General features: G+C 60.7%; 9 protein-coding genes and 1 pseudogene. 1 reads left to right on the forward strand and 9 read right to left on the reverse strand.

Translation table 11 applies throughout. The features are described from left to right. Positions 1 to 2: 2 nt before the first annotated feature. From AC4IHP_RS16345 to AC4IHP_RS16385, 9 genes and pseudogenes are all read right to left on the reverse strand, one after another. Positions 3 to 2,099, reverse strand: coding sequence for a site-2 protease family protein (locus AC4IHP_RS16345; protein WP_490832173.1), 2,097 nt, complete (start codon positions 2,097 to 2,099; stop codon positions 3 to 5). Next, positions 2,099 to 3,445 (reverse strand): efflux RND transporter periplasmic adaptor subunit, encoded by a 1,347-nt coding sequence (locus AC4IHP_RS16350; RefSeq protein ID WP_490832174.1) that lies wholly within the window; start codon positions 3,443 to 3,445, stop codon positions 2,099 to 2,101. Before AC4IHP_RS16350 ends, AC4IHP_RS16345 begins: the two co-directional genes overlap by 1 nt. Then, positions 3,442 to 4,215 (reverse strand): efflux RND transporter periplasmic adaptor subunit, encoded by a 774-nt coding sequence (locus AC4IHP_RS16355; protein ID WP_490832175.1) that lies wholly within the window; start codon positions 4,213 to 4,215, stop codon positions 3,442 to 3,444. Before AC4IHP_RS16355 ends, AC4IHP_RS16350 begins: the two co-directional genes overlap by 4 nt. Beyond that, complete coding sequence (locus tag AC4IHP_RS16360) at positions 4,196 to 5,734, reverse strand: TolC family protein (protein ID WP_490832176.1); 1,539 nt, start codon at positions 5,732 to 5,734, stop codon at positions 4,196 to 4,198. The genes AC4IHP_RS16355 and AC4IHP_RS16360 overlap by 20 nt, the downstream gene beginning before the upstream one ends. A 25-nt stretch (positions 5,735 to 5,759) precedes the next feature. Next, positions 5,760 to 17,102, reverse strand: a complete 11,343-nt coding sequence (locus AC4IHP_RS16365; protein WP_490832177.1) for a cadherin-like domain-containing protein — start codon at positions 17,100 to 17,102, stop codon at positions 5,760 to 5,762. Positions 17,103 to 17,258: 156 nt separating this feature from the next. Beyond that, a complete protein-coding gene (locus tag AC4IHP_RS16370; RefSeq protein WP_490832178.1) occupies positions 17,259 to 18,653 on the reverse strand; it encodes an OmpP1/FadL family transporter in 1,395 nt (464 codons plus the stop codon). Next, a pseudogene (locus tag AC4IHP_RS16375) lies at positions 18,631 to 18,834 on the reverse strand (mammalian cell entry protein); the annotation flags it as partial. The gene AC4IHP_RS16370 and the pseudogene AC4IHP_RS16375, both read right to left, overlap by 23 nt. Next, entirely contained in the window at positions 18,815 to 19,465 is a 651-nt protein-coding gene (locus AC4IHP_RS16380; protein ID WP_460119257.1) for a paraquat-inducible protein A, read from the reverse strand. The gene AC4IHP_RS16380 and the pseudogene AC4IHP_RS16375, both read right to left, overlap by 20 nt. Further along, on the reverse strand, positions 19,462 to 20,058 hold the full coding sequence (locus tag AC4IHP_RS16385) for a paraquat-inducible protein A (RefSeq protein WP_460119255.1): 597 nt from the start codon (positions 20,056 to 20,058) through the stop codon (positions 19,462 to 19,464). Before AC4IHP_RS16385 ends, AC4IHP_RS16380 begins: the two co-directional genes overlap by 4 nt. 249 nt (positions 20,059 to 20,307) lie before the next feature. Between AC4IHP_RS16385 and AC4IHP_RS16390 the strand changes: the two genes are divergently transcribed. Further along, positions 20,308 to 20,979: a DUF3313 domain-containing protein gene (locus AC4IHP_RS16390; protein WP_490832179.1), complete on the forward strand. Its 672-nt coding sequence runs from the start codon at positions 20,308 to 20,310 to the stop codon at positions 20,977 to 20,979. Positions 20,980 to 21,057: the final 78 nt, after the last annotated feature.

Consider the following 21,057-nt stretch of genomic DNA (forward strand, 5'->3'; position numbering starts at 1 on the left):
TGTCAGAAGCCGCTTTCGCGCATCAATACCGCCAGTACGTGCGTCGCACCGTCGGCGAGCACGCTGCGGCGCTCCCCCTCAATCTTCAGATGCCCACGGGTTTCGCGCAGGCTCGGTAGCGGCTCATCGAGCTGAATCAGCACCTGAAACAGCGCGTTGCTCGGAATCAGCGCAGGTTCGGCACTGGTCGTCGGCACGGGTCCGCCAAAACGTGATGACAACATGCGATGCGACAGCTGACTGGCGCGGGTGCTGCCGATCTGCACGACACGGCCGGACAGTGGCGTGGTCTGGCCATCCGCATAGAAACGAACGTGATCGCCGGTGGCCATGCGGTGCACCTGGTCCTGGGCGACATAAGCGTCGACCTGCCAACTGCGCGGATCAATCAGCATACCCAATGCCTCCTGACGGCCGACCCATTGCCCGGCTTTCCAGTCTGGATTGACGTCGAGCCATACCCCGGCAAACGGTGTCTGCAGGTTGAGTCGGGCGATCTCCGAGCGGGCAGCGCGAGCTTCTTCGAATTGCACGTTGAGGCGCTGGCGAGTCACGGCGTCTTCCGCCAGGCCGCCGGGATCGGCGATCAGCCCGGACAGCCGCGCCTCATAGCTGCGCGCACTGGCTTCGCTGGTATGCAGACGCGAGGCGATATCCGGCTCGTCCAGGGTGATCAGCGTTTCCCCAGCCTTGACCGGGCCCTGCGGGTGAATCGATTGCAGGCGCGCCGGGTAGGGCGCATACACGCGCAACTGGTGCTCGGCCCGGGCCACGCCGACTGCATCGATCTGTGTGCGCCATGGCATCGCCAGCCCCAGCAGTATCAACAGCAGCAGCGCGTAAAACGTCACCTTGCGCCGGCTGGGAATTGCCGCGCGGTTTTTCCACCAGTGTCCCAGTTCGCGCATCACCGGCATTGCGATAAACCACGACAGTTCGACCATGAACAGGAAAATCCCCAGCACCTTGAAAAAGAACAGATAGACCGCCAGCGCGATCCCCAGAAACAATACCAAGCGATATAACCAGGTGATGATCGCGAAAGTCACCAGCAAACGCCGCTGGCCGGTTGGAAACTCCTCCGGCCACTCCTCCTGCAAGCCCAGCAGATTGCGCCGCAGGGTTACGCGAGCCAGTGCCGAGGCGCGTTCGTGCAGGTTGGGGAAATCGAGCAGGTCGGAAAGAATGAAGTACCCGTCGAAGCGCATGAACGGGCTGGCATTCAGCGCCAGTGACAGCAACCAACTGGTGGTCGCCAGATAGAGCAGGGCGTTGCGCAAAGCACCGGGATCACACAAGGCCCAACCCAGCGTGGAGATTCCGGCCAGCGACAGTTCGGTCACAATCCCTGCCGAGGCAATCGCCAAGCGTTGCCGCGAGCGGCTGAGTTTCCAGCTCTCACCGGTGTCGGTGTAGAGCATCGGCCACATCACTACGAACGCAATGCCCATGTGCCCGACGCGCAAGCCCAAACGCGTGGCGACCAGTGCATGGCCAAGTTCATGCAGAGTTTTGGCGACGATCAACGCGAGGGCGAAACTGAACAGGCCTTCGGTGGAAAACGACTCGACCACGGCGCTGGTGAAAACGTCCCACTGCTGCAAGACCAGAATAATACCCAGCACGCTGAGACTCAGTACCAGCATCCCTGTCAGTGGATGAAACAACCAGCCCAATGCGCGCGCGAGATGCTGCAGTGGCTTCTGCGGGCGCAGCAACGGTATACGGAAAAACAGGTAGTGATGCAGCCACCAGCGCCAGGTCAGCCAGCCACCTTCTTCGCCTTTGGCTTTGAGGCGTTCCAGTGCCGCCGGGCCTGAGCGCAATAATTGATGCTGTTCGAGAAACTGGCGAAAATCCAGTACCTGCTCGACATCAGGCCGCAGCGCCGTGCCTTCGGCAATCTGCTCGCTGATCTTGCGCGGTGACTGGCCCCAGCGCAGCAGGCACTCGAACTCGAGCCAGCCGATGCGGTAAAAGCGGTTTATTACCGTGTCTTGAATCACCCACGCCGGTTCACCATTGCTGCCGTGGGCTGCTTCGCTCAGGCGCAAGTCTTCGCGCAGTGGCGGGACGGGCAGATCGGCCGGGTCGAGCATTACCAACCGCTCCAGGCGCGCAGCGTCGCCAAAGGCCGGCGCAGCAGGTAATAACCGAGCATGACTCGCCCGCCGTAGATTTTCGCCGTGCCGTGCAGGCCGAGGCGCGCGTGTTCCGGGGCGCCTTCGATGCTGGCGAGCAAGCGATAGGCGACCACGCCGTCATCGCCGGGACGCGCCTGATAACTGGTTTCGAGGATTTCGCCTTTGAGCGGCGTCAGCGGATACGCGGTCAGGAACAGCGTGACTTCGGCGCCCGGCTCCAGCGCGATAGCATCGGCCACCGCCAGTTGGATCAGCATCGCCGGTTGTGTCGGATCAGCCACTTGCATGATGCGTTCGCCAGTCACCACTGGTTTGCCCAGCCAGTCGTTGGGGTCGCTGAACACTGCGACGCCGCTGCGCGGAGACAAAACCTGTGTGCGCTTGAGCTGCGCCTGCACGGCGGCCAATTCCGCCCGGCGTTGCTGCGCGCGACCGGCCAGCAAGGTCAGTTCGCTTTTGCTTTGCGAGTTATCGAACGCCCGCTGACTGGCGGCCTGCAACTCGGCATCGGCCACCGCGACTTCCTTGCCGAGTACTTCGGCGCGGCTGCGCAGGGTGGTTTCGTCGAGCGAGAACAGCGGCGTGCCAGCGTCGACCGGTTGATTCGGCCGGACTTGAATTTTTTCAATTACACCGTCGATCGGCGAACTGATGATCTGCGCCTGGCGCGAGACGATTTCGGTTGGCGCCAACGCGGTTTGCCGCACCGGCAACAACAGCAGGGCGCCCATCACGATCAACGCCAGCAACAGCTGTTTGCGATTCGGCCGCCAGCGACTGAAACGCTTGCGCCGGGTCAGCGCCGACCAGCAATACGCCCAAGTGCTGACCAGCCCCTTGAGGTGTTGCCACAACACGGTCGGCGGTTCCTGCTCCAGCAAAATGATCAGCATTCCCAGCCGCTGGTCATCGCGATCCTGCACCGGCACGCACCATAGCCCGGCCGGCCACCATTCGTTCCAGCCTTCGGCGATATCGGCCGGTGGCTTAGCTGCTTCCTGCGAGAGCCAGACCGGTTCACCATCAGGCACCTGCGCCGCCACCCAGCGACTGGCGCGGCGTAACCACACCAGATACGGCGAGTCCTCGCTGGGCCGCGACAGGCCCGAGACGTTCAACAGTTCCAGTGATGATTCACGCTGGGCAAATACCAGTGCCTGATGAAACTGCAGCAACGGGTACAAGTCGTTGGCCATGCTGAACGCCAGCGCATTCAGCGAGTCGGCGGCCATGGCTTTGTCGCGCAGTGCATCAAGCTCCAGCAGCAGGTGAGGGTGAGGCAGCGGCTCGTTCATTGTCATGGGTGAGCAGCTTGATCGAACTGTGCAGTGCCGCTCATGCCGGCCATCAGATCCGGGTATTTGTTGTCGAGTCGCGCTTCCAGTTCGACGGTTTGCGCCACCGCATCGACGCGTGAGTTGATACCGCTGACGTGGGCCGGATAGGTCTTGCCGGTTTCATGGATGCTGACTTGCAGTGGCAGGCCAGGCTTGAGGTCTTTCAACAAATTGGACGGCACGTTGAGGCGCACTTTGAGCGCGCCGTCACTGACCAGATCAAATAGTGGAGTGCCCGCCGCTACGGTCTGGTAAGGCTTCACATACACTTTGGCGACGCGCCCGGAAAACGGCGCAAGTACCTGACAATAACTGCTCTGCGCCGCGCCCATCGCCCGCGCACCGTCAGCCTTCTGCACCTCGGTATTGGCCATCGATACTTCGATATCGCCAACGGCATTGAGCTGACGCAATTGTTGTTTCGCTTGCAGATTCTGTTTGGCCATCGCCAGTTCGGCGGCGGCGACTTTGGCGCGGGCTTCGGCTTCATTGCAGTTGAAGCGGGCGAGCACGGCGGACTTGGCGACCTGTTCACCAAAACCCGTTTTCAGTTCGCCCAACGTACCGGCCATCTGGCTGGACAGGGTGGTTTCAAGTTCGGCGGCGAGTAATACGCGTATTGCGCTGGCACTTTCCAGTATGGGAGCAGAAGGACTCTCTTCGGCGTGGACCGGCAGGATCAGACAGGCCAACAGCAGGGCCCCGAAACGGGACTCAAGGGCGATTTTGCGCATTCGGCGTTCCTTGCGAAGTGGCGGCGAGCAGGCGTTGCTGTTCTTGTTCATTCAAGGTGCGCTGGATTTCCCGGGCCAGGGTTTTGATGTCGTGTTGTTGAATTTCTTTGGGCAATACGTCGAGGCCCACCGAGTTGTACATCCGCCCCCATGCTGCCTGGGCGCTGGAAAACGCCGCTTCACGCTGATAACGCGAGAGCAGATAACGTCCCTCGGAGCGGATCACTTCCAGTTCCGAACCCAGCGCACCGGTCTTGGCGGCTTGCGCGTAGTCGAGCAGACTGCGGTCGACGCGCAGGCTGTCTTCGGCGAACTCGACTTCCTGACGCGCGAGTTGATAGCGCAGGGTGCCGACCCGCACTTGCGTGAGAATCGCCATCGACAGCGCCACGCGACGGGTGTCGTCGGTTTCGCTCTGGGATTTCTCGGCGGCGTTCAGCGAAGGCAATTGCAGCAGGCGGATCAGGTTCATCGACACTTGCAGGCCGGTGCTCATCCAGTCGTTGTTGTAGAGGTATTTGTTGGAGTCGTATTTGTAGCCGAAATCGACGCTGACATTCGGCCACAGCTGCGCTTTGGCGATCTCCAGATCCTTTTGGTTAACCCGTTTGCGATACCACTCTTCCATGATTTCCGGGCGGTTCTCCAGCGACAACTGTTCCAGTCGCGCCATGCTTTGCCGCACCTCTGGCAAAGCTGGATCAGCCGTGTCGGCGAGAATCATTTTCGAACCTGGCGGCAGCGACATCAGCGCCGACAGTTCGGCCTGGGCGAATTCCAGATCCTGGCGGCGCACGGTCAGCAGGTAGATCGAGTCGAGGAGGGCGCGTTGGTAAGCGAGGATTTCCTGACGCGGCAGCAGGCCACGGGTTTCGGCCTCACGAGCCGAAGTCAGCGCGGTGTGGGTGCGCATCAGCAATTTGTCGACTTCGGGCATCAGACGTTGGGCGCCAAGAGCACGCCAATAGGCATTGCGCACGTCCTGCAGAACATTCTGCGCAACCTTGCGCCGACGCTCTTCGGCCATCAGGATCTGATCGGATTTCTGCTGGGTGCGGTAATAAGCGACGCCGAAATCCAGCAGACTCCAGCTCAGACCCAAACCGTACACTTCTCGATAGCGCTCTTCGGAGGTCGACGGACGCAAGCTGACCTGGCGGTCTTCGATGCCGATCGAGGTGCCGCCGGAATCGTTGTCACGGCCAGCGTAACCGGCCGAGGCGACCAGGCGCGGGAGCATCTCGTGACTGGATACGTCGCGCAGGTCCGAGGCCAGGGCACTTTCCATCAGCTTCAGGCGGTAGTCGAGGTTGTATTTCAGTGCGCGGGCGGCGGCTTCGTAGAAAGTGATCGGTGCGGTAACCGGCTCCTGGCCGGAATACATGCGTGACTGGTCGGCAATGATCCGTTGGCGGTTTTCTTCGTCGGTGGAGGGTTTCGGCTCCGTTGACGAGCAAGCACTGAGCAACAGTGCAGAAGCGATGGCGGTACTGAGAAGCCGGGTCGCATGTAGTCGCATGTTCATTCCTTTGTATTCTTCGAATTTATTCTGTTCGACTGTTTGCACCGTCACGGTTTGCCGGCCGCATCCGCTGGGCCGCATCGCGCAATTGCGCGCTGAAACCTTTGGCTGACGGTTTTCCACTGTCTTTTTCAGACGGCACCGGCCCATCGGTCAGATCCGCCGGGATCAAGGTGAACAGCGATGGATCGCTCAACAAACCATCGGCACTCAGGCTGGTACGGCCCTGACGCCCCTGAATCCAGAGTAGGTCAAGTTCGCTGTCGAGACGGCTTTCGCGCACCGCCTGCGCAACGAATTGCCCTGGCACCAGCCCCAGGCCATTGGCCAGCGACTCACTCGGGAACTCACCCACCGATGCCAGACGCAGTCTGCTACCGTCCACCCCCATGGCCGTCATTTCGGATACGGCAGCCGCGCGCTCGACCACCGGGGTGACGAAAACCGCCGGTTGTGGATCGGGAATCAGCAGGTTACGGTTCTGACTGCTGTTATCTCGCTCGAAGAAATTGCCGCCGGGTGCAGGAATGAAGGGCGTGGCGATGTCGAGCGTGATCAGCAGTTCGGCCTGGTCACTGGCGCCGTTGCGGTCATTGATGGTGTAGGTGAACACGTCTCGCAGGATTTGCCCCAGGCCAGCGGCGGCCAGCACAGCCGGGTTGTTCTGGTCGATGGTGTAGGTGTAGCTACCATCGGCGTTCAACACCAGCGTGCCGTACAGACCGATGATCGGCTGACCAATGACGCCAGCACTGCCGGACTCCGCCTCGGCACCGGTGCGCACACCGACCACTACCAGGTTGTCATTGGCGTCGACGTCGCCATCGTTGGGCAGCACGTTGCCGGTGCTTTGCGGTGCGGGAGCCTGATCGCTGGCGAAACCGCTGTCGTTCTGCGCGACCGGCGCGTCGTTGGCACCCTGGATCACCACGGTCAGGCGCGCATCGGAGGTCGCGCCGGCGGTGTCGATCATGCGATAGGTGAAGGTTTCGCTGAGCGTTTCACCGGCAGTACGCAACGCCTGGACCAGCGGATTGTTGTTATCGATGACATAGGTGTAGCTACCGTCTGCGTTCAGCGTCAGTTGCCCGTACAAACCGATCAACACTTGCCCGGCGCCGGTCGACTGGCCGGCCTGATTGCTCACGCCCTGCACCTGTTTGCTTTCGCCATTGGCGATGCTGTCGACGTCCGTATCGTTGTCCAGCACATTGCCAATGGCATTGCTGCCCGCCGTGCCATTGTTGACGCCGCCGGCCTCAACGGCAGTCGCGTTGTCGTCGATGGCAACCGGGGTGTCGTTGCGGCCATCGACGGTGATGCGCAACTCGGCAATGCTGGTGTCGCCCCAGCGGTCGACGATGGTGTAGCTGAAGACTTCGTTGAGGGTCTGGCCACTTTGGCGCAGCGCCTGCACGACAGCGAGGCTGTTGTCGACGGTGTAGGTATAGCTGCCGTCGGCATTGATCAGCAGATCGCCGTACAAACCGCGCAATGATGTGCCGACGCTACCCACCGTGCCGATATTGTTGATGCTGTCGGTGCGGATGCCGATCACAGACAGCGGATCGCTTTCTGCATCGGTATCGTTGCTCAGGACATTGCCGCTTGGGTCGATCCCCGGCTCGGTATTGTTGCTGCCGCCAGCCTCGACCGCTGTTGCGGTGTCAGTGTTGGCCTCAGGCGCCAGGTTGCGGCCGCGGATGATGACGTTGATTTGCGCCAGATCGTTTTGCCCGCCCCGGTCGGTGACCTGATAGGTGAAGCGTTCGTTGAGAAACTGCAGTGGCCCCAGTGCCAGGACCGCCGCATTGCTGGAGTCGAGGTTGTAGGTGAAGCTGCCATCGGCGCCGATGATCAGTTGCCCGTAGAGCCCGTTGATCAGCGTGCCATTGCTGTTGTTGGTGCCGGCGTTGACCCCGGCCAGGGTGCCGCCGGCGGCTTCGGTACCGAAGCGAATACCGGTGACGGTCTTGCTGTCACCCTGATCGACGTCGGTGTCGTTGGGCAGCACATTGCTGCTCGGATTGACGCCATTGCCATTGCCGTTATCAGCCACGGCCAGCACGGTATCGTTGGCCGCCACTGGCGCATCCCATGCGCCGTCGATGCGAATACTTAACTGTGCGGTGTCGGTCGCACCGGCAATGTCGCGCATGCGATAGGTGAAGGTTTCCACCAGCGAGTCGCCGACTTTCAACGCCTGAACCGCCGCCAGCGTGTTGTTGATCACGTAGCTGTAGGTGCCGTCGGTATTGATGATCAGCGTGCCGTACAAACCGTTGAAGGTTTGCGCGCCACCGACGGTCGTGAACGTACCGCCAGCGGCTTCACCGCCGGTACGAATACCGGTCAACAGTTTGCCGTCATTGGCATCGACATCGGCGTCGTTGGTCAGGACATTGCCGCTCGGACTCACCCCCGGCGTGCCGTTGAAGGTGCCGCCCGCTTCGACCGCCACGGCACTGTCGTCGGCGGCGATCGGGTTGTCGTTGGCACCGCGAATAGTGATGGTCAGTGTTGCGGTGCTGGTCGCACCGGCGAGGTCGCGGATCTGATAAGTGAAGGTTTCTGTCAGGGTCTGGGCATTGGTGCGCAGCGCCTGGACCAGTGCGTTGCTGTTATCGACCAGATAGCTGTAGCTGCCGTCGGCGTTCAGGGTCAGTTGGCCATAAGCGCCGTTGAAGCCGCTGCCGATGACGCCGACCGAGGCGCCCTGATTGACGGCGATGACGCTGAGCGCTTCGCCGTTAGCGTCGACATCAGTGTCATTGCTCAGCACATTACCGCTCGGATTGGTGCCTGGCGTGGTGTTGTTCAGGCCTCCGGCTTCGGTCGCCGTGTTGATATCGTCTTGCGCGACCGGGGTGTCGTTGCGGCCTTGAATATTGATGTTCAGCGTAGCGCGATCGGTTGCCCCGGCCGCATCGATCACCTCGTAACAGAACGAGTCGAGCAGGCTGTTGCCGGCGCGCAAGGCCTGGACGGCCGCCATGCTGTTGTCGAGGCGATAGCTGTAGCTGCCGTCGGTATTCAGCGTCAGCCAGCCATAGGTGCCACGCAATTGCGCACCCAGCGTGCCGGCGGTTCCGCTGCCCGATTCGGTGCCGGTGCGCACCGACGACACCGCGCGGGTTTCGCCATAGGCCTGGTCGGGCAGATCAGCCGGAACTTCGCCGCCGTCCACGTCGGTGTCGTTGGTCAACACGTTGCCGGTGGGATCCTGGCCCGGCTGGCTGTTGTTCAAGCCACCGGCTTCGATCGCTGTGCCTGAGTCGTCACCCGCTACCGGGTTATCGTTTTGCCCGCGAATCAGCACGATGATTTCGGCAGTGTCGATTTCTGGCGTCGCATTGCCATCGCTCACCGTGTAGGTGAAGCGTTCCGAAAGCAGGTCGCTGCTGCGGCGCAATGCCTGCACATCGAGGTTGTTGTTGTCGACCACATAGGTGTAGCTGCCGTCGGGAAAAATCGTCAGCGTGCCATAGAGCCCGGCGATCACCGTGCCGCCGACATTCACTGCCACCGGCGTCCCCGGATCGCCAGTGGCTCCGGATCTGATCAGTGTGACTGTCAGCGGATCACCGTCGGGATCGGTGTCATTGGCTGTCACGTCGCCTGACGGATTGACGCCCGGCGTGGCGTTGCCAACACCGCCCTGTTCGGTAGCGATGGCAATTACGTTTTGCGCCACGGGTGGATCGTTGACGCCGCGCACGGTAATCACCAGTTGCGCAGTGTCGGTCAGCCCGGTGGTATCGGTGACACGATAAGTGAAGAACTCGGTCAGAGTCTGACCTGACGCCAATGCCTGAACCGCAGCGTTGGTACTGTCGACGTCATAGAAGAACGAGCCGTCGGCGCCGATGCGCAGAGTGCCATAGAGGCCGACCACCACGGTGCCGTTGGCCGACGTGGTGCCTGTGGCGACGCCGCTGAGCACATCGACAGCGGGGTTGTAGCTGGCTTCGCTTTTGTTGATCACGCCGTTGACCAGCAATTGGCTGCTGGGCTGGTCATTGGTATCGACGTCCTGATCGACGCCGTTGCCACCCGGTTGAGTGATCGTGCCGGGGCGACTCGGGAACTGCACGACGTTGCCGCTCGGATTGCTTTCCGAGGCATTACCGTTGGTGGAGGCTGCTTGCGCGGTAGCGGCGTCGTCGCTGGCCAGCGGATTGTCGTTGGCACCCTGAATCACAATGCGCAATTGCGCGACGTCGTTCAGGCCACCAGTGTCGGTGAGCCGATAGCTGAAAAACTCCACCAACTGCTGGCCGGCACTCAAGCGTTGCACGGTGTCGTTGGCGTTATTGACGACGTAGCGATAAGTGCCGTCGGGGTTGATCGTCAGCGTGCCATAGAGGCCCGACACCACAGTGGCGGCGCTGACATTGGTGAAGTCGCCAGTGCCTGCTTCAGCCACCGGCCGCACGCCGGTCACACTGCGGGTTTCGCCGTTGGCAGCGCTGTCGACGTCAGTGTCGTTGGTCAACACATTACCGGTGGCGTCGCTGCCCAGAGTGCCGTTGTTGACGCCACCAGCCTCAACCGCAACGCCGTCGTCATCGACCCCCTGCGGCGTGTCGTTGGCGCCTTGAATGGTCACGGTCAATGTGGCGGTCGAGCTCGCCCCGGCAAGGTCGGCGAGGACGTAGTTGAAGGTGTCCTGCAAGGTCTGGCCGGAAAGGCGCAGCGCCTGCACGGCCGCGTTGCTGTTATCGACCACATATTGGTAGGTGCCATTGCTGCTGATGACCAACTGACCGTAGAGCCCGTTGATCACGGTGACACCGGCCAGCGGTATCTGTGCGCCAGCGCCTGGGGCGACGGATACGACCAGCAGTTGATCGGCATTGGTGGCGATGTCGACGTCGGTGTCGTTGCTCAGCACATTGCCGCGTGGGTCGATGCCGGCGGAGGCATTGTTATTGCCGCCCGCTTCGAGCGCCGTGGCGGCGTCGTTGACGCCCACCGGAGTGTCGTTGACCGCCGCGAGGATGATTTGCAGGGTATCGTAGTCGGTCAGGGCATCGGCGCCAGTGCCGGGGATGCCGTCGCCATCGGCATCACCGTAGTTGCCAAGGTCATTGCTGAGCACTGTCAGGGTGTCGGTGCCGTTGAAGTTGGCGTTGCCCAGATAGCGCAGGCTGACCAGCGCCGTATTGATGTCGGCAAGGTTGCCGGTCAGTGTCAGGGTGGCGGTATTGGCGCCTGTGACGGTGACCCCGGGCACTGTCGCACCGAGGAACAACGTGCCTTGGGTGACTGTAAGGATGACACTGACCGCACGGTCGTTGACGTTCGGATCCCGGTCGGCATCAAGGTCGGCAACACTGATGCCACCGATACTCAGCACCACATCTTCCTGACCGTTCTGCGTGCCGGGGAGGGTGTTGACCGGTGCGTCGTTGAGCTCGACGTAACCGGCATTCGCGCTTTGCGTGTCGGCGTCACCGAGGGTGATGGTGATCTGACCGAGGGTGCCGGCATCGCTGTCGACCCGAACGCGCAAATCGCCCAGCGGTTGCGGATAACTGACCAGCCCGGCGGGTACGTCGATGCGGAATACGCCCAGCGGCAAAACGCCAAAGCGGTATTGGCCGTTGGCGTCGGTCACGGTGGTGAATTGCAGGTTGTCGGCGCTGGTGTCGAGCAAGCCGTCGGCGCCGGCCCAGGTCAGGGTCACGGTTTGCCCGGCCAGCCCGGCCCCGTCCGGCGTGGTGCTGGCGGTCGGGCTGGCGGTGTCGTTCCACAAGGTGCCGGTGATGACGCCGAGACCGGCGTTGTCACGCAAAATGTACTGGTTCGGGCCCACGGTGCTGCCGGTCCGTTCGCCCGTGGCGCTGCCGTCAACCCCGACGCTGTCGCCGCCCCAACTGGTGAAATCCTCGGGCAGGCTGCTCCAGGTCAGCGTCGCGTTGCTGCTGGCGACGATGCTTGAGTTGGGCAGATCGACCGAGTAACGCACCTGGATCTGCGCGCCGATATCCAGTTGGTCAAAGTTGACACTCAAACCGCCAGAGGTGCTGAAAGTGATCCCGGCCGGAAGGTTGCCCGGGCCATATGTGACGCCATTGATGCTCACGCTCAGCAGCATGTAATTACTGCCGCCGGCAAAGCTGTCGCTGACTTGCGCATCGAACGCCGGCAGACCGCCGTTTTGGGTAAAGCTCAATTGCACCGTGGCGTTGCCGGTCGTTCCGCTCGGGTTCGGATTGAACGTGACGATCTGTTTTTCGAGGCCGCTGAAGCTCGGTTCGACCACGCGCTCGAACACCGTGTCACTGACCGCACGCCCGGCACCGTTGACGATTTCCTGCGCAGTCACCGCCAGTTGCGCACCGGCAATATTGGCGGCGATGTTGGTCACCCGCACGTTGAATTCGATGGAAATGCCTTCGAGGTCGTCATCGTCGCCATTGCCGTTGACCACATTGCCGAGGTTGAACGTCACCACCTGGCTGCCGTCGGGGTTGGTAATGATGGTCAGTCGGTTTGGATCGAAAACGCCCTGCGGCGCCAGTCCGGAGAGATCCGAGGTGATCGGCAATGCCTCCGGGCTGTTCTCGTTACCGTTGATGTTGAGCGTGCCGCCGACGATGAGGTTGGCGTCACTGGTCAACCCGCCGTTGGAAATGAACGCGATGCGCAATGCGTTGACCAGCGCATCCGGCGAGATGAACTGCAAGCCGTTGGCCAGGGTGATCTGCACCTGATAATTGGGGTTGTTGCCCTCGGGCACCAGTACCACCACGCGATAGCGAATCACTTCGCCGACGGTCACTTGCTCGACCGCCCCCGTGGTCGGGTTGGGAGCAGCGGTGTCCGGCAGACCGCCGACACGGGAGATCTCGATGGCCTGGGCCACGGGAATCAGCAGGGTCGAGAGGTTACGGTAATCGTTGAGCGTGCCGCCATTGAGGGTGCCGTCGATACCGGTGCGTTCGCCGGCAATACCGCCGTCGAGGCTGGTCCACTGCACGCTGGCGACGTTGGCGATACTCGACAGCGCCGCCGCGCTGGCGTTGACCACGCCGCTCAGTTGCAGAACGATACTGCCGCCCTTGCTGATGTCGATATTGGCGCCAGTGGCGGTGCGCAACTGGCCCCCGACGATTTCGAAAGCGACGCCGCCGTTGTTGGTTGCACCATTCTGGTACAGCACGCCGACCAGCGTGACGTTACTCAACTGGGTGGGCAGGGTGTCGAGGAAACTGATGTCGAAGGCACTGAAATCACTGCTGCCATTGCCGTTGCTGATGGTGATATTGAACGTCACCGTGTCGCCTTCGTCATAACCACCAAGACCGGAGGTGGAGGTGATCACCTGATTGATTTGCAGGGTTGGCTCGCGCACGGTCACGGTTGGCTGGCCGCCGGTAAGGGCGACGTTGCGGTCGATGGCGACGACACCATTTGGCGTGTCGCTGTCAGGATCGCTGTAGACCAGTTGCGCGTTGTTTTGCAGCGAGACATTCGCCTGGTTGGCGATGACGTTGTTGGCCACCAGTTGCAGGCGAATCACGAACGTGTTGTTGCCGGTCTGGTTGTCCGCCGACACGCTGGAGACGCTGAACGTCCAGCGCCCGTCCACGCCATCGGCCCCTAGAGTGCCGCCAATCCCGGCGAAACCGCTGACCAGCACGTTGCCGGCGAAATCCGCGCCGAGCGCGCCGCTGCCGGTGCGGGTGGTGATGATCTGATAGCCCAGGCCGCCGTTGAAACTGGTATCCAGGCGCATGCCCGCTGGTATCAGGTCTTCGATGCGCAGGTTTTGTGTGGTGCCTTCCGGCAGGGTGATGACGATGTCGTAGCGCATGCTTTCGCCAATCACCAGATCGCTGCCGGTGGTGTGACTGGCGCTGGAATCGCCGGCATCCAGCGTGCCGTCGGCAAAGACCTTGTTGATCACTGGTGCGGCAACCAGTTGATTGGCCAGATCGGTGAGATCGGTAGGGGTGAAATCGTTGCCGCCGTTGACGCTGGCGTAATTGGTCAACGCAGCGCTGGTCTGCAAGTTGCGGCTGGCCTCGATAGTGGTGCTGACGACGACGTCATAACTGATGACCACTACATTGGCGCCGCTGGTATCGGCAGCCGTGCCGCTGCGCCCGGCGAGGAGGGAGGCCTGGCCGCCGGCATCGAGGAAGGTGATCTGGTTGCCGCTGACGCTGTAATCGGTGCCCGACACCAACAGGGTGCCGTCGCCGCGATAGATCTGCAGATTGGCCGCCGCCAGGCTGCCGCCGACAAAACTCAATCCGCCGGGCAGGGTAATGGTGGTGCTGACATCGAATGCGCCGCCGCCACCGGTATTCTCGATCGCAGTCACCAGGCGCAGTTGGTCAGCCCCGTCGATATTGCTGATATTGCCGTCCACGGCTGACAGATCGGTGATGCTGCCGTTGAACGGTACACCGCTGCTGCCCGGCGGATTCCAGCTGCCGGTGGTGCCAGTGACCGTGCCGTTGGAGCCGGACACTACGCCGTGCTTGATGCCCAGCACCGGTTCGGCCACGGAAACAATCGCCACCACGTCAGAGGAAATCAACGTGCGGTCGGAGAGGGTGGTCTGCTGTGTCGATTGGGCCAAAACGTCGAGGGATCGCTGATCGGCAAAGGGCTGATCGCCAACCCTCACGGTAAACCGGACGACGATCCGGCTGCCGGTGGTGGTGCTGGTCGCGAAGCTGCCGAAATCAAACACTATCGAGTTGCCATCGGCACTGGTCACGCTGATCACGCCGCCCGCATTGGTGTTGCCCGGGCCGAGCTGCCACTGGCCGACATCGCTGCCGGAACCCCAGGTCACCCCTGTGACATTGAACAGCGGCAATGGCAGATAAGCCGTGAGTTTGAATTGCTCGTAGTCGCCGGTGACCAGGTCATAGCTCAGTTCAAAGGTCACTTCATCGCCGGGCCGCAGCTCGCCGTTGCCCGGCGGTGTGCCGTTATTGACCTCGACCAGACTGATATCGACGTTGCTGGTGGGTACCACGCTGGTGGTCGCGGAGCCGTCGGTTTCGCTCTGCCCGGTGAGGTTGAACTGGTCAACCAGCAGCGTGCCGTCCACCGTGGCGGCGTTGCCCAGTTCATCGCCCTCGTTGATGTCCGGATGCGGATTGCCTGAAGGCGGTTTGTAGGTCTGGCCGACAATCGCCGAATAGCTCAGCACGGCAACTACTGCGCCTTGCAAAGTCTCATCGAAAGCCAGATCGCCGTTGAGCCAGCCCCGCCCATTGCTGAACGCATTGCGCAACGACTGGGCAATGTCGAACACCATCGAGGACGTGCCATCGGCATTGTTGACCACGCTGGTGACCAGTGTGATGGTCTGCACCACGCCGTTGATGGTCACGGTAAGCGTTGGGGTGCCGCTGAGGGTCTGACCGTCGCTGAGCTGATCGCGAATGACCAACTGGCCCTGATTGAAGAAGTCCTTGCCGAAGGCAAAGTAGTCGGAGATCGCCAGATTCAGGGTGTATTGCAGCGTATCGCCGGGGCTGATACCGGCGTGGCCGATGTCGGTCTGCATCGTCGCTGTTTTCAGCAGGGTGATCGACTTGGCGACGAACTGCGTGGTTTGACCGGTGCCGCTGAAATCAATGGTGGTGTTCGGCGCGGTGACATCGCGCGGGTCGAGTGGCACCCATTGCCCCGAAGCACTCGGCGCCCCAAGGGTCACGGTCACTGCATCGCCGGTTACCGGGTTAATGACGGGCTGGCCGTTGGCATCGACTTCGGGCACATAGAACGCCACCACCGTATCGGTCTTGCCGGAGAGGCTGGCGTACTCGACGGTAAACGAGTTGATGTAGACGTCGTTTGCCGCAATCAACACGGCGATTTGAGCCGCGCCCGTCACCACCGTGCCGTCGTGAAGGGTAATCGAAGTCACCCGCCCGCCGGCGCCAGGGGTGATGGAGTTGACCTGAATATTGTCTGGCAGCGGTTGGGTGATGACGACATTGGTCAGGGTCTGGCCCGGCGCCGGCGTCGCCGACAGGGTCAGCGTGCGCACGTAGTTGGGACCCGTGGCGGTTTCGCCCTCAGGGGCATTGATGATTTCGCTGACCGTGATGACTGTCGGATGCACCACGAATGCGGCGCTGCCTGCCTGAATCAGACTCGGGTCGTTGGTCGGGTTATCGAGCGCGTCATTGCCGAACTGGAAGCCACCGCTGGCGCGAATGGTCAGGTCAGGTGTGCCGTTGGAGAACGCCGTGTCAGCCAGGTTGCTCAGGCTGGCCGTGATCTGTACGCCAATCACCGGTTGTTGATTGGTAACGCTGGCGAATGGCAGGTCAATGACCACCAGTTTGTCGCCGGCGCGCAGGCCATAGGTCGCCGCGTTGATGATCAGAAAGTTGCCGTTGGCATCCTTCGCCAGCGGATGCGTGGCGTTGCCGTTGGCGTCGAAAGTAACCACGTGACTGGTCAGGGTTTGCCCGAGATACGTGGCGGAGATGAAATTGACGCCGTCATCGCCATCCCTGCCAGTCGATGGCATGGCCAGATTGATGAACGGGGCAAAACCGGTTTGTGTCGAGGTATTAGTGAAATTCACAGTGAATGTGAAGTTATCTCCCAACAGCACATCGCTGCCGCCGGTTGAGACCGCCGCAGTAGGTGCGGCATCGGCGAGCAAGCCGTTGAAACTCTCCATCGCAAGACCGCTGATGGCGATGCTCTTGTCGATATCGCCGACTCTGGTTTCCAGCGCCCAGTCGCCGCCGGCCTTACTACTGCCAGTGTCATTGCTGGAAGCGGCAACATCGGCGCCAGTCCACCGCGCCAGCTCACTGACCAGGGTTTGCCCGGCCGCACCGGCGCCAACATCGCAGCCATACAACTGGATATCGGCGTCCTGGGTAAGGTTGTTGCGCCATTGTTCAAGGGTTTTGCCCAGCGAGTCGATGTTGTCCGAGCTGATCGTGCGGTTGCCCAAAGTGAATTGCCCGGCCGCGCCGTGGGACATGACCTGAATCGAATCGACCTTGCCCAGTTGCGCGAGGGCGGCGGAGATTGCGGCGAGGCCATCCTCACCGACATTCACCACAATCGCGGTGACATTGCCGGGCAATTGCGCGAGCAACTGGTCACGGTTTTCGATGCGGCTGTCGATCACCAGCAGATTGCGCGCCGCCGAGGGCGCTTGTTCGGTGGCCGCTCGACCCTCGGTGGGCGTGGCGTGAGGGACTTGCGCTTCTACCGCAGCAGGCTGGGCGGCAGGGTCACTGTGATGCTGATCGACAGTCGCTGACGCCGCGGCCCCATCGAACAGGATTCTTGGCTCCAATGCCAACGACTGACGCTGCGGACGTAGATGTGCCCCGCTAAACCCACCCCGTGAACCATTCATGACCGGCCCTCGTACTACGTGCTGAATCATTCCATTGAATGCCGACGCAGCGCGGCGGACACGTCAAGCGTAGGAGTCGCTGGCGTTTTTGCCAAACCATCCGCGGTGATCTGTGCTTTTTTGGGACGTACGGCACAGCCTCTTTTGCCGGATGACTCAGAACCTCCAGACCAAACCACCACCTACCACATGCAGCGCTGCGTTCTTGTACTCGCCGGACACGGAGCCACCCGAACGGGACTTGGTCTGTTGTACCTCCATGTCTGCGAGGTAAATCAGCGTGTAGCTCATGTGCACGTCGAGGTTTTCCTGCAGCGCATAGTTGAAACCGGTTGCCAAGCGCCACGACTCGTTCATCGGGTTATCGACCGTGCGATCCTTGTCTTCGACGGCGGAGGAGTCATAGGCGACGCCGACATTCCAGCGCAGCTTTGGGTTGATCTGGTTTTGCGCGCCGAGCGAAACATGCCAGGTGTCCTTGTATTGCCGATCGGCAGTACGCGCGGTCGATGCAGCATCGGTGTCGACCTCGACACCCAACTTGCCGAAGTCACTCCAGTCTTGCCAGCCGAGGCTACCTAGTAACGTCCATTGAGGATCGAGCTGGTAGGAAATACTGGTGGTGACTGTTTGAGGAACATTCATGTCAATGCTCAGTTGATCGACGTCGACACGGTTCAGCGCGAATCGGAGCAGGGGATTGGTGATGTTTTTCAACTCGGGGCGGTCTTCGAATTCCAGCTTGACCTTGCTCGTCCAAGCGACGCCGAGTCTGGTCCGATCATTGAGGTTGTAGAGCAAGCCGATATTCGCGCCGGTGCCCCAGTCCGTGTCCTTGTAACGCAACTGGCCGTCGTCGGCGTTGCCCAGCCCTAGCACGTTGTTATTGACCGCTACTTCAGTGCGGAAGTAGCCCAACATGAAGCGAGGCCCGAAGCCGATCGATAAGTCATCGGAAATTTTATAAGCATAGGTCGGCTGGAATGACACACCGATAATGGCCGACTCCTGAGTGAAATATCGTCCTGCCCAGTCGTCGTCATAATCCAGTGCCAGACCGAAGTTGCCATACATACCGAAGCCGATCGTCGATCGATCATCAAGTTCATGGCTGATGAAAAAACTGCTGCCTGGCAGATATTTCAGTGCGTTGCCGCCTTCGTTGCCGCCGAAGGTATTGGCGCTGTCGCGGGAAAAACTCATGTCACCGAGGATCACTTGGGCATTGAAGTTGATCTGCGTGCCAGCCAACTGACTGATGCCGGCCGGATTGGTCATCAGCACACTCGGGTCCGTGGCCAGCACCGCCGAACCGGCGTTCGCGAGGCCCGTGCCCTCATGACCTGCTTCGTAAATCATGATGCCGCCCGCCTGGGCGGACAGACTGCTGACGAACAAACCTGTGGCTCCGAGTAATGACAAGGCTCCACGTACTGAGTTTCTGCTGGTGAACACCGATCCGGAGCGGCGCAAATCCGTGGCTGACATGAGGTCTCTCTCCTTACTGGGCGGCAGGGCAACCGTTACTGGAGTTGTTGGCAGTGAGTCCATCACCCGTCTTGAACGTCAGCGTGATGGTCGGTCCTTGCTGAAGAATGCTGTGCACCACCAGTGAAATGCCTACCAGCACTGCAATAATGGGGACTTTCCAGACCAGCGACACGCCGAATCGACGCGTCTTGAGCGGGGCTTGGCCCGGGGTGTGCGGCGTGTCATTGGTGGCTGACTTCATCCATGAGTTCCCTGTCTTGCCGGTTGTGTTGGTCCCAGATAAGACGCGGGTCGAAACTCATCGCCGAGAGCATGGTGAATACCACCACCAGGCCAAAAAACAGAATGCCGGCACGTGGCTCGATGTCGGCCAGTGCGTCGAACTTCACCAACGACGCGACCAATGCGACGACGATAACGTCGAGCATTGACCAGTAACCGATTACCTCAACGAACCGGTACAACCGCGAGCGTTCCTTGAGTGCCCATTGGCTGTCGCGCTGGACCGTGACCAGCAGCAGCGTGATTGCGACAAACTTGATACCGGGCACGGCGATACTGGCAATGAAGATGATCAGGGCGATATCCCACGCTCCGGCCTCCCAGAATTCGAGCACGCCGCTCATGATCGTACTGTCAGCGCCGTTGCCGACCATTTTCGTATTCATGACCGGCAACAGGTTGGCCGGGACATAGAACGCCAGCGCCGTGAACATATAGGCCCAGGTTCTCGTCAGCGAGTCGGGCTTGCGACGATGCAGGGGAGCCCCGCAGCGTTCGCACTCATGGGGCTCGCCCGTCATGTCACACGCTTCGCCGCAACTGTGGCAAAGACACAAGTTGAGGTCATTTGCATTGGGCGGCATGTTCATACGATGTCCCACAGTTCGCGGATATCGCGCCCGGCAATGCGGATCATCATCAGGCTCAACACTGCGAGGGCAAACAGGCCAATCCCCGGCAACACGTCCAGCAGCCCGGCAAGTTTGATCACCGCAACCATGGCTCCAAGGAGGCAGACCTCAAGCATGCTCCAAGGTCTGAGGGTTTCCAGCCAGCGCATGCAGAAGCGGAAACCGGGGGAACGACGCGATTTCAGAGCGAAGCCCAGCACCCAGGCCAGCAGCAGTAACTGGATGATTGGCGCAATGATCATGGCTACCGCAGCCACGAGTGCTATGAAGGTGATCGGTCCCAGGCTCAACGCCACGACAGAATCCCAAAGCGTTGCACTGTTTTTCAGACCTTTGAGGCTGATGCTCATCACTGGATAAAAATTGGCGAAAATCCAGACCACCAGCGCGGTGAGCGTCAGCGCCAGACGCTGCTCGATCGTCAGGCCGTTATAGCGCTGGAGTACGCCGCCGCAGCGCACGCATAAGGATTTCTGATTCTTCACGAGCACGCTACGCTCGTAAACGCCGTCGCAATGCTCGCAAATGATCCATCCCTTGTCATTTTCCATCGGATACGCTCGGCGGAGTTCAGAGACCGGAAAAACTTCAATGAGGATAGAAGCGCTTCACGGTTCAGCAACTTTTTTACTTCCGTATCTGATGAAAAGCTCGAAATCTACTTCGATTGGCGATCAGGGCGAAAAGCTGAGCTATAAATAAACGGCTCGTCTTTCGGCTCATCAAAGGCCCGGACGATCGCAGCCATGCATTGATCGAAATGGGTTTCGCGAAATTTCGCACACCAGGGAGATTCAAGAATGAGAGCAACGCTTTTGATGGGGTCGGTATGTCTCGCCACGCTAGCCATGACCGGATGTTCAAGCAAGCTGACTCAGCCTGATGAGTACTCGGGTTTCCTCAAGGACTACAGTCGTTTGAAAGAGGAGAAATCCCCCTCGGGTGCGGCCGTGATGCGCTGGGTTGATCCCAAACTCGATCTGAACAAGTACTCGAGCGTCTACGTAGAACCAAGCCAGCTCTACCCTAAACCACAACCTACAGACAAGATTCCGCAAAGCACACTCAATGGCATCACGTCCTACTACGATTCTGCACTCAAACGTGAACTGGGCAAATCGCTGCCTCTGGCCAATGGCCCAGGCCCGGGCACTATTGTCGTGCGCGCGGCGATTACGGCGGTCAGCAGCAAGACTGAAGGACTCAAGCCATACGAAGTGATCCCGATCGCGCTGGTCGCCGCAGCAGTGAGCACCGCGACGGGTATTCGTGACCAGGAAACCACGATTGCCACCGAAGCCGTATTTCTGGATGGCGGCAATAACGCGGTGATTGCTCAGGTTGTGCGAAAAGGTACTGGCCAGCCGCTGGAGAACGACAGCCAAGTGATGAAAGCCTCCGATGCGCGCAAAGTGTTGGACGGGTGGGCAGCAGATCTGCACCAGTCGTACCTGAAGCTTAAAAACAAGTAACGTCGCACGTCTTGCTAAGCCTTCTGCCCTGTCAGCCATGCTGAGGGGCAGGGCAGACAGGGTTGGCAATGGAATCCA

The sequence above is a fragment of the Pseudomonas sp. UF-293 genome (assembly GCF_058245595.1).